The 11,085-nt window shown below is 45.4% G+C and carries 7 protein-coding genes and 3 tRNA genes; 1 reads left to right on the top strand and 9 read right to left on the bottom strand.

Translation table 11 applies throughout. The features are described 5' to 3' along the window. Positions 1 to 149: 149 nt before the first annotated feature. The 8 genes from AB6D06_RS17625 to pncC form a co-directional block, all read right to left on the bottom strand. Positions 150 to 242: transfer RNA gene (locus AB6D06_RS17625), tRNA-Ser, on the bottom strand. Positions 243 to 286: 44 nt separating this feature from the next. Continuing rightward, a tRNA-Arg gene (locus AB6D06_RS17620) sits at positions 287 to 363 on the bottom strand. Positions 364 to 406: 43 nt separating this feature from the next. After that, positions 407 to 499: transfer RNA gene (locus AB6D06_RS17615), tRNA-Ser, on the bottom strand. A 474-nt stretch (positions 500 to 973) separates the two neighbouring features. Next, the gene (gene csrA / locus AB6D06_RS17610; RefSeq protein WP_102451467.1) at positions 974 to 1,171 is read right to left on the bottom strand and encodes a carbon storage regulator CsrA; all 198 of its coding nucleotides are present in this window, start codon (positions 1,169 to 1,171) and stop codon (positions 974 to 976) included. Positions 1,172 to 1,263: 92 nt separating this feature from the next. After that, positions 1,264 to 2,445 (bottom strand): aspartate kinase, encoded by a 1,182-nt coding sequence (locus tag AB6D06_RS17605; protein ID WP_017063224.1) that lies wholly within the window; start codon positions 2,443 to 2,445, stop codon positions 1,264 to 1,266. 220 nt (positions 2,446 to 2,665) lie between these two features. Next, positions 2,666 to 5,248: an alanine--tRNA ligase gene (gene alaS, locus AB6D06_RS17600; RefSeq protein ID WP_017059024.1), complete on the bottom strand. Its 2,583-nt coding sequence runs from the start codon at positions 5,246 to 5,248 to the stop codon at positions 2,666 to 2,668. Positions 5,249 to 5,580: 332 nt separating this feature from the next. Continuing rightward, complete coding sequence (gene recA, locus AB6D06_RS17595) at positions 5,581 to 6,621, bottom strand: recombinase RecA (protein WP_017056586.1); 1,041 nt, start codon at positions 6,619 to 6,621, stop codon at positions 5,581 to 5,583. Between the two features lie 139 nt (positions 6,622 to 6,760). Further along, positions 6,761 to 7,255 (bottom strand): nicotinamide-nucleotide amidase, encoded by a 495-nt coding sequence (gene pncC, locus AB6D06_RS17590; protein WP_065585102.1) that lies wholly within the window; start codon positions 7,253 to 7,255, stop codon positions 6,761 to 6,763. Between the two features lie 124 nt (positions 7,256 to 7,379). Between pncC and mutS the strand changes: the two genes are divergently transcribed. Then, a complete protein-coding gene (gene mutS / locus AB6D06_RS17585; RefSeq protein ID WP_372111186.1) occupies positions 7,380 to 9,941 on the top strand; it encodes a DNA mismatch repair protein MutS in 2,562 nt (853 codons plus the stop codon). A 140-nt stretch (positions 9,942 to 10,081) separates the two neighbouring features. Here the strand turns inward: mutS and rpoS are convergent, their stop codons facing one another. Further along, positions 10,082 to 11,062 (bottom strand): RNA polymerase sigma factor RpoS, encoded by a 981-nt coding sequence (gene rpoS, locus AB6D06_RS17580; RefSeq protein WP_017059027.1) that lies wholly within the window; start codon positions 11,060 to 11,062, stop codon positions 10,082 to 10,084. Positions 11,063 to 11,085: the final 23 nt, after the last annotated feature.

Here is an 11,085-nt window from a genome sequence, read left to right as displayed (position 1 = left end):
TTCGACCCTCCGACCGCCTGGTTCGTAGCCAGGTACTCTATCCAGCTGAGCTAAGGACGCACGGTGTTCATTCATTAAGAATGAAGTTGTGAAAGATATCACATTCTTCTTGCTACGAAGAAAAAAAAAGGCCATCGGCCTGTAATGAATGGCGGTGAGGGAGGGATTCGAACCCTCGATGCAGCTACAAACCACATACTCCCTTAGCAGGGGAGCGCCTTCGGCCACTCGGCCACCTCACCTAATTCATTATTCTCAAATCACTTACAAGTAAGAGAAGAGAGAATGGCGCGTCCTGGAGGATTCGAACCTCCGACCGCCTGGTTCGTAGCCAGGTACTCTATCCAGCTGAGCTAAGGACGCACATTTACATTGTCTAAATTGCTAATTTTAGACTCGCAAGAAATGGCGGTGAGGGAGGGATTCGAACCCTCGATGCAGCTACAAACCACATACTCCCTTAGCAGGGGAGCGCCTTCGGCCTCTCGGCCACCTCACCGTCTTGCGGAGGCACATATTACGTTTTACCGAAAATATGTCAAACACTTTATTGAAAAAAATTGGACAAAAACACTCAACCGTTTGCTATTTAATCAAAGCGCTTGCAAATTGAACTTATAAGATTCAAATCGCGCTTTTTCCCTTAAAAATTAAGGTGAAAGATTGGCAATAATAAACAGCCGAAAACAATTATCTAATTTCTCCAGCAGCAAGTGCTACCGCTGATGGCACAATACTACGGGATGCGTATTTTCGCCATAGGGGAAGCGAATAAATCTTGAGTTTTGCCAAACAAAATACAGAGCAACAGTTCTGTTCAACCTTGTCTGTATCTCGCAGCATCACAAAGCATTCACTTCACCACTTTGAGACCGATCCGTTATCCAACCCATCTATGTCCCAATCAGTGTTTAGGTTCCCCAAGATCAAAAAAGGCTAGCAACAATGCTAGCCTCTTCTCTACGCAAAAGTATTAGTAGTTGCCAGCTGCAACGTTACCATTACCTTTTTCAGCTTGAATGCGCATGTAGATCTCTTCACGGTGAACAGATACTTCTTTAGGTGCGTTAACACCGATACGTACTTGGTTACCTTTAACGCCTAGTACAGTAACTGTTACTTCATCACCAATCATCAGTGTTTCGCCAACGCGGCGAGTCAAAATTAGCATTCTTTGCTCCTTGAGTAATCTCTAAATTTATCTAGCTACGAGAGCATTATCCAACAAAAGTTATATTTTCGTAAACTATCGATTGAGTTTATTTAACCAAAATGCACTTCTTTTTTAGGATAACCCTGTGTTTCACGCGCTACGATGTATGCATTGTGTAATATGTTAGCAGCCATATCGACTTGCGTTGGTGATATCACCAAAGTTAAAGACTGCTGCTGCAATAAGTGATGCTGTACATCAATTTCGCCTTCAGACAACAATCCATGTGAACTGACCACAATTTCTTGTGTTCGGCTTCCTACCACAGTTAACAAACTAACCTGTTCACTATTACGGATTTTCTCAGCAAAAACTAGTTTTAATTTGGCACTTATGTCTTGTTTAATAATGAGTGCTGCCCGTTCTGTTTCCTCGATCACACTACAGACTTCGATCCCCAACAGTTGGCAATGTGAAATGAAAGACGGTAAATCTTCATTCAAACACTCGATACGCACCATATCTCTTTGGATGGCGATGCCAGCAATATCATTCAAACACTGATTACCCGCGATCAATGTGCCCTCGCCTTGTTCAAAGCTTGAAAGCACTCGCAATGACACGTTGTGCTGCCATGCATACTGAACACAAGGAAGGTGCAATACCTTAGCGCCTCGGCGAGCCATCTCTTCCATAGAAGGAAAGTCTAAAGTATCTAATTTCTGAGATTGTTTTACGACTCTAGGGTCACAAGAGTAAACACCATCTACATCAGTATAGATCTGGCATTCTTTCGCCTGCAAGGCACCTGCAAGCGCGACTGCTGTAGTATCTGAACCACCGCGGCCTAATGTCGTGATATCACCTTTCGCATTGAATCCTTGAAAGCCTGCAACAATAACAATCTGGTTGTCATCTAGCAGAGCTTGAATCGGAGCAGTATCAATACGCTCAATCGCCGCATTATTATGATTAGAATCCGTGTGTATCTTGGCTTGATAGCCAGTCATCGATGTCGCTTCATAACCTAACTTGTGTAACGTCATTGCTAACAAGGCCATGGAAACTTGCTCGCCAGCCGTTAACAACACATCCAGTTCTCTAGCGTTTGGTACGCTATCAACTTGCGTGGCTAAATTAACTAACCGATTTGTTTCACCAGACATAGCAGAAACGACAACCACGATCTGGTTCCCTTCATTTTTCGCTTCAATGATTTTTTCTGCTACATGATGGATTCGTTCAATTGAACCCACCGACGTTCCACCAAATTTCTGCACGATAAGAGGCATTTTCACCCGTCCTCACCTTCCCAAGACCAATGTCTATATATGACAAAAAAACACATACTCCGCGTCAGGGCGAAGCAATAAAAAATTAACCAAGGAGTCTAACGCCACCATTAGACTTCTTGGTTAATCTCAATCAAACCTTGTTTAAACACACTTCCAATAGGCAAAATAAAAGATGCCCAATCAACTGATTGGGCATCTTTGTATCAATTACTTAAGCTTAAAGACGCTCTTCTAGCCAAGTACGCACAGATTTAAGCGCTTCTGGCAGTGCTGCAACGTCTGTACCGCCCGCTTGAGCCATATCTGGACGACCGCCGCCTTTACCGCCAACTTGCTCAGCAACCATCTTGACGAGATCACCCGCTTTTACTTTGCCGATTAGGTCTTTGGTTACACCAGCAATCAAGCCAACTTTACCGTCTGCTACGTTCGCGATCAGGATGATGCCGCTACCTACTTGGTTTTTAGCGTTATCAACCATAGTACGTAGGTTCTTGTTGTCTGCGCCTTCAATTGCAGCAACCAAAACTTTAGTACCAGAGATGTCTTCTACTTTGCCCATGATGTTTGCGCTTTCTGCAGCAGCCATCTTTTCTTTAAGCAGTTGGATTTCTTTCTCTAGCGATTTCGCTTTCTTAGCTGACTCAGCCAGTTTCTCTTCGTAAGCGTTAGCTTGAGCTTCTACTGCATCTAGTGCAGCTTCACCGGTTACCGCTTCAATACGACGAATACCCGCAGCAATACCACCTTCAGAAGTGATCTTGAATAGGCCGATATCACCTGTGTTTGAAGCGTGGATACCACCACAAAGTTCAGTAGAGAAGTCGCCCATAGATAGAACGCGAACTTCATCATCGTACTTCTCGCCAAACAGTGCCATTGCACCTTTTTCTTTCGCTGACTCGATGTCCATGATGTTCGTTTCAATCACATGGTTCTTACGAACTTGTGCGTTAACTAGACGCTCTACTTCTTTAATCTGTGCTGGTGTTACCGCTTCAAGGTTAGAGAAGTCAAAACGTAGGTTATCTGGCTTAACTAAAGAACCTTTCTGAGCAACGTGCTCACCTAGCACTTCGCGCAATGCAGAGTGAAGTAAGTGAGTGGCAGAGTGGTTTAGTGAGATAGCAGCTCGACGCTCAGCGTCAACCGTTGCTTCTACTTTATCGCCCTTAGCAAATACACCTTCAACTAGCTCACCGTGGTGCGCAAATGCGTTACCTAGCTTCTGAGTGTCTTGTACTTTGAAAAGACCCGACGCTGTTTTTAGTGTACCAGCATCACCACATTGACCGCCTGACTCAGCGTAGAATGGTGTCTCTTCAAGGATGATGATTGCTTTGTCGCCAGCCGATAGTGAAGATACTTCTTCGCCGTCAACGAATAGCGCAGAGATTTCACCAGCACCTTCAGTTGCTGTGTAACCACAGAACTCAGTGTTGGTGTCTACTTTGATTGTCGCGTTGTAATCCGTGCCGAATTGGCCTGCTTCACGTGCACGCTTACGCTGTGCTTCCATCGCCTTCTCAAAGCCTTCTTCATCGATAGTAAAATCGCGTTCGCGAGCTACATCGTTAGTAAGGTCAGCTGGGAAGCCGTATGTATCGTAAAGTTTGAAAACTGTTTCGCCGTCAAGCTCTTTGCCTTCAAGTGCATCTAGTGCGTCATTAAGAATAACCATGCCGCGCTCTAGCGTACGACCAAAGTTCTCTTCCTCAATGCGAAGTACTTTTTCAACCAGCTCTTGCTGTTTCTTAAGTTCATCTGCCGCAGAGCCCATCACTTCAGCCAGTACGCCCACAAGTTTGTGGAAGAACACGCCTTGTGCGCCAAGCTTGTTACCGTGACGAACTGCACGACGGATGATACGACGTAGAACGTAGCCACGACCTTCGTTTGAAGGCATAACACCGTCAGCAATTAGGAATGAACAAGAACGGATGTGGTCAGCAATAACGCGTAGCGATTGGTTAGATAGATCGTCATGACCAACAACTTCCGCAGTCGCTTTGATTAGCTTTTGGAATACATCAATTTCGTAGTTAGAGTGAACGCCCTGCATGATTGCAGAAATACGCTCAATACCCATACCTGTATCTACAGCAGGCTTAGGTAGCGGTTCCATTGTGCCGTCAGCGTGACGGTTGAACTGCATGAATACGTTGTTCCAGATCTCGATGAAACGGTCACCATCTTCTTCAGGTGTACCAGGACGGCCGCCCCAGATGTGCTCACCGTGATCGTAGAAGATTTCAGTACATGGACCACAAGGACCTGTGTCACCCATCGTCCAGAAGTTATCAGACTCGAACTGTTTACCGCCTTCTTTGTCGCCAATGCGAACGATACGGTCAGCAGGAACACCTACTTTCTTGTTCCAGATATCGAATGCTTCATCATCTGTCTCGTATACCGTTACCAGTAGACGATCTTTTGGCAGTTGAAGAGTTTCAGTCAGGAACTCCCAAGCAAATCCAATCGCTTCTTCTTTGAAGTAGTCGCCAAAGCTGAAGTTGCCTAGCATTTCGAAGAACGTGTGGTGACGAGCCGTGAAACCTACGTTTTCAAGGTCATTGTGTTTACCACCCGCACGTACACAACGCTGAGCCGTAGTTGCTCGAGTGTAGGCACGCTTTTCGGCGCCTAAGAAGCAATCTTTGAATTGGTTCATACCTGCGTTAGTGAATAGCAGGGTTGGATCGTTATGTGGAACTAACGATGAACTGTCTACGATTTGGTGTTCTTTGCTCTCAAAGAACTTAAGGAACGCGTTGCGAACCTCATCAGTGCTCATGTACATGCAGCTCTTCCTGAAAATAGTCGAGTTAGAATTTTGCCGTATTGTAGATCATGGTTAAGGCTTCGACTAGTTTTCTTGTAGAAAAGACACCCTTGGGCAGGATTTTAGTGGGAATTCGATAAAATGAAGAATATTCCACTATATCTTGCCGTGGAAAAGCAGAACTAAATTGACGACCTAGTACCGAAGAAACTCAGTCAACGAGAGAGATTTGACCAAAGACATGCTCGACGGAGCAGATCCAATAAAAAAGCCCCGCATAAAATATGCGAGGCTTTAAATTCTTTCAAAGCGGATGCTTCTTTCAAACATCCACTCTATAAAACGTGAGCTTATAGCTCTTCGTTTTCTTCTTCTTTCTCTACGTCTTTCTCTTCAAGAACAGCAGGAGTCAGTAGTAACTCACGAAGTTTAGTATCGATCTCTAGAGCAACTTCTGGGTTTTCACGTAGGTATTTACCAGCGTTAGCTTTACCTTGGCCGATCTTATCGCCTTTGTAGCTGTACCAAGCGCCTGCTTTTTCTACTAGCTTATTCTTAACACCTAAGTCGATAAGCTCACCTTCGCGGTTGAAGCCTTTACCGTAAAGGATTTGAGTTTCAGCTTGTTTGAATGGTGCAGCAATCTTGTTCTTAACGACCTTGATACGAGTTTCGTTACCAACAACTTCATCACCATCTTTAATCGCACCAGTACGGCGAATATCAAGACGAACAGATGCGTAGAACTTAAGTGCGTTACCACCTGTTGTTGTTTCTGGGTTACCGAACATCACACCAATTTTCATACGAATTTGGTTAATGAAGATAGCCATACAGTTAGACTGCTTAAGGTTACCCGTCAGCTTACGCATTGCTTGAGAAAGCATACGAGCCTGAAGACCCATGTGGCTGTCGCCCATTTCGCCTTCGATTTCTGCTTTTGGTGTTAGGGCTGCTACTGAGTCAATAACAAGAACGTCGATTGCACCTGAACGAGCCAGTGCATCACAGATTTCCAGCGCTTGCTCACCAGTATCTGGTTGAGAAACAAGAAGTGCATCGATATCAACACCAAGCTTTTGAGCGTAGATAGGGTCTAGTGCGTGCTCCGCATCAACGAATGCACACGTCTTTCCCACTTTCTGTGCTGCAGCAATAAGCTCAAGCGTTAGCGTTGTTTTACCTGATGATTCTGGACCGTAAACTTCTACGATACGTCCCATCGGTAGGCCACCAGCACCTAGTGCGATATCTAGAGATAGAGAACCTGTAGAAATAGTTTCTACGTCCATTGTGCGGTTATCACCAAGACGCATGATAGAACCTTTACCAAATTGCTTTTCAATCTGACCAAGGGCTGCGGCTAACGCTTTTTGTTTATTCTCGTCCATTTCTATCTCCACATAATCGGTTGTCTCAACAAGCGATCTAGAATCTATTTCTAACCCACATAGGGGTGACTAATTGGCTTTCATTATACTGTTGATTCATACAGTGTCTATACCTGTATGAAAATAATTTGTACAAATGTTACTTACCTTCCATTGATAGGTAATCATAAATAACTTGCAGGGCATGGTGCGTGGCTTGTTGGCGTACTTGTGATCTGTCGCCTGTAAATACATGCGTTTCTACTTTATCCCAGCCATTTAGCGCTTTCCACGCGAAGCATACTGTACCAACAGGCTTATCTTCGGTCGCGCCACCTGGGCCAGCGATGCCACTGATTGATACAGAGATCGTCCCGTTTGAATATTGCAATGCCCCGCTCGCCATTTCTATTACGACAGGCTCACTCACGGCGCCGAACTCCATTAAGGTTTTAAGTTGTACACCTATCATCTCTTGTTTGGCTTCATTGCTGTACGTAACAAAAGCGCGATCAAACCATCCAGAGCTGCCCGCAATATCGGTGACTGCACTCGCGACACCTCCGCCAGTGCAAGATTCAGCCGTCACTAACACGTGTTTGTGTTTAGCGAGTAAATGTCCAAGCTGCTCACTAAGGTCTTGAGTCATCTGCATCATCTGCTTCCCTTTATTTACTGTCATATCATTTGGATTCGCATCTTTTCGCATCAGCCGCTTTTCGCACGAAACGCTTTCACGTATCCTAAGCCGCAATAGAAATAAACGAAAGAAGTTAACTGTGAAAGCCGATCAAAAACATACTCCCATGATGCAGCAGTATCTAAAACTGAAAGCAGAAAACCCAGAAATTCTGCTGTTCTACCGCATGGGCGATTTCTACGAGCTTTTCTACGATGACGCTAAAAAAGCCTCTCAACTCCTCGATATTTCACTGACTAAGCGTGGCTCATCAAATGGTGAACCGATTCCGATGGCAGGTGTTCCATACCATGCGGTTGAAGGATACCTTGCAAAGTTAGTGCAACTTGGTGAGTCCGTAGCAATTTGTGAACAGATTGGTAATCCAGCACTTTCAAAAGGCCCTGTTGAGCGCGCAGTAGTGCGTATCGTGACACCGGGTACCGTAACCGACGAAGCCTTGCTTTCTGAACGCGTTGATAACCTAATTGCAGCCATTTATCACCACAACGGTAAATTCGGTTATGCGACACTTGATATTACCTCTGGCCGATTCCAACTTTGCGAGCCAGAAACAGAAGAAGCGATGGCCGCTGAGCTACAAAGAACCTCTCCGCGTGAGCTGCTGTTCCCTGAAGATTTCGAACCCGTCGATTTAATGGCAAGCCGTAATGGCAACCGCCGCCGCCCTGTATGGGAATTTGAATTAGACACCGCTAAGCAGCAATTGAATAAGCAGTTTGGTACTCGCGATCTGGTTGGCTTTGGCGTAGAAAGCGCGAAACTGGGTCTATGTGCGGCTGGTTGTTTGATCCAATACGTGAAAGATACCCAACGTACTGCCCTCCCTCATATCCGTTCACTCACGATGGATAAACAAGATCACTCGGTGATCCTTGATGCTGCAACTCGTCGTAATTTGGAGATCACGCAAAATCTTGGGGGTGGTACTGATAACACCCTTGCCGAAGTACTTGATCACACTGCGACAGCAATGGGTAGCCGTATGCTTAAGCGTTGGTTACATCAACCAATGCGCAATATATCTGCACTCGATCAGCGCTTAGATGCAATTGGTGAAATGAAAGATTTGGCTCTATTCACAGAACTACAGCCAACCTTAAAACAGATTGGTGATATCGAACGTATTCTCGCTCGATTAGCACTTCGCTCTGCTCGCCCTCGCGATATGGCGCGTCTTCGCCAAGCAATGGAATATTTGCCAGAGCTTGCTGAAACACTGACGCAACTGAAGCACCCATACCTAACTCAACTTGCTCAATATGCTTCTCCTGTGGATGAGGTTTCTGAGCTGCTTGAACGTGCAATCAAAGAGAACCCACCGGTGGTTATCCGTGACGGTGGTGTGATTGCAGAAGGCTACAATGCCGAGTTAGACGAATGGCGCGACCTTGCAGCAGGCGCAACTGAATTTCTTGATAAGCTTGAGCAAGAAGAGCGTGAACGTCATGGCATCGACACGCTAAAAGTTGGCTACAACAACGTACATGGTTTCTTCATTCAAGTAAGCCGTGGGCAAAGCCATCTTGTGCCGCCACACTATGTTCGTCGTCAAACGCTGAAAAATGCTGAGCGTTACATCATTCCTGAGCTAAAAGAGCACGAAGACAAAGTACTTAACTCTAAGTCGAAAGCACTCGCTATCGAGAAACAGCTGTGGGAAGAGTTGTTTGACTTACTACTGCCGTATCTAGAGCGCCTACAAAATATCGCCTCTTCAGTATCTCAGCTTGATGTTCTACAGAACTTGGCTGAGCGTGCAGATACCCTTGATTACTGTCGTCCAACCATGACAGAGTCTGCTGGCGTACAAATTCAGGCCGGTCGTCACCCTGTTGTTGAACAAGTGATGGACGAACCTTTCATTGCTAACCCTATCGACCTGAATGATCAACGTAAGATGCTGATCATCACGGGTCCCAACATGGGTGGTAAATCGACCTACATGCGCCAAACGGCACTCATCGCATTGATGGCTCATATCGGTTGTTATGTTCCTGCAGAAAGCGCAACCATCGGCTCTATCGACCGTATCTTTACGCGTATTGGCGCATCCGATGATTTGGCTTCTGGCCGTTCAACCTTCATGGTTGAGATGACAGAAACCGCAAATATCCTGCACAATGCAACACCAAACAGCCTTGTGCTAATGGATGAAATCGGTCGTGGTACCAGTACTTACGATGGCCTGTCTCTGGCTTGGGCAAGTGCAGAGTGGCTAGCCAATCAAATCAATGCGATGACACTGTTTGCAACGCACTACTTTGAGCTAACTGAACTACCTAACCAACTTCCAACTTTAGCAAACGTACACTTAGATGCGGTTGAACATGGTGATAGCATTGCCTTTATGCACGCAGTTCAAGAAGGTGCTGCAAGTAAATCTTATGGTCTAGCGGTTGCAGGTTTAGCTGGCGTACCGAAAGCAGTGATCAAGAATGCTCGTGCGAAGCTGACTCAGTTAGAAGCGTTAAGTATGGAGTCGCCAACATCGAAGCCAAGCGGTGTCGATATCGCAAACCAACTGAGCCTGATCCCAGAACCGAGTGAAGTAGAGCAAGCGCTAGCGAATGTTGATCCTGATGCTCTAACTCCTCGCCAAGCATTAGAAGAACTTTACCGCTTGAAGAAGCTGCTTTAGTTTCTTACCAAGTAGCTTGTTATGGCCGTACTGCTATTTTGATTAGACGGCATGAAATACCAAAGCCACAAACAAAAAAACGCTGACTTAAAGTCAGCGTTTTTATTTGTCTTCTATTTAGAGAAGCATCATCCGTTCAATTAGTCGTTTTCTACGTTGAACAGGTTTTCCATATTCAGACCTTGCTTGATAAGAATCTCACGTAGACGGCGAAGACCTTCAACTTGGATTTGACGAACACGTTCACGAGTCAGGCTGATTTCGCGGCCCACTTCTTCTAATGTTGACGGTTCATAACCCAGTAGTCCAAAGCGACGCGCAAGCACCTCTTTCTGCTTAGGATTCAGCTCATCAAGCCAGAAAATCAACGAGTTCTTGATATCGCTATCTTGAGTTGAAACCTCAGGATCTGAATTATTGATGTCTGGAATAATATCCAACAGCGCTTTCTCACCATCACCACCAATTGGCGTATCAACAGAGCTCACTCTTTCGTTTAGACGAAGCATCTTGCTCACATCACCAACCGGCTTATCTAACTTAGAAGCAATTTCTTCTGCCGTTGGTTCATGGTCAAGCTTTTGTGATAGCTCTCTTGCAGTACGTAGGTAGATGTTCAGCTCTTTCACAACATGGATTGGCAAACGGATAGTGCGAGTCTGATTCATTAACGCACGTTCAATGGTTTGACGAATCCACCATGTCGCGTAAGTTGAGAAGCGGAAGCCACGCTCTGGATCAAACTTCTCTACGGCGCGAATCAAACCTAGGTTGCCTTCTTCGATTAGATCGAGAAGTGCAAGGCCGCGGTTGCTATAACGACGTGAAATTTTTACCACTAAACGCAGGTTACTTTCGATCATGCGTTTACGTGCCGCTTCATCACCGCGTAGAGCTCGACGTGCATATAGCACTTCTTCTTCAGCGGTTAGTAGTGGTGAGAAACCAATTTCGCCTAAGTAGAGTTGAGTGGCATCTAAACTTTTAGACGTAACTTCAACTTCTTCTTTCGCTTCGGTTTTCTTAGTGACTGTTCGTTTTGCTTTTCCAAGAGCTTCCGGTTCCGTGGTTGCTTGGTCAAGATCGAACTCTTCTTTGGTTACTGCATTGCTTATACTCATAACGCCTCCCCCTGGCGAAATTA

The organism is Vibrio sp. 10N.239.311.G01, from assembly GCF_041465805.1.
GTDB classification, from domain to species: Bacteria; Pseudomonadota; Gammaproteobacteria; order Enterobacterales; family Vibrionaceae; genus Vibrio; species Vibrio crassostreae_C.
The sequence above is the reverse complement of the archived record's forward strand: the minus strand, read 5'-3'. Positions and strand labels throughout refer to the sequence as shown.

Bases quoted from the DNA above. Each gene is read 5' to 3' on its own strand.
- csrA (WP_102451467.1), bottom strand. From the start codon at position 1,171: ATGCTAATTTTGACTCGCCGCGTTGGCGAAACACTGATGATTGGTGAT.
- AB6D06_RS17605 (WP_017063224.1), bottom strand. From the start codon at position 2,445: ATGCCTCTTATCGTGCAGAAATTTGGTGGAACGTCGGTGGGTTCAATT.
- alaS (WP_017059024.1), bottom strand. From the start codon at position 5,248: ATGTACATGAGCACTGATGAGGTTCGCAACGCGTTCCTTAAGTTCTTT.
- recA (WP_017056586.1), bottom strand. From the start codon at position 6,621: ATGGACGAGAATAAACAAAAAGCGTTAGCCGCAGCCCTTGGTCAGATT.
- pncC (WP_065585102.1), bottom strand. From the start codon at position 7,255: ATGCAGATGACTCAAGACCTTAGTGAGCAGCTTGGACATTTACTCGCT.
- rpoS (WP_017059027.1), bottom strand. From the start codon at position 11,062: ATGAGTATAAGCAATGCAGTAACCAAAGAAGAGTTCGATCTTGACCAA.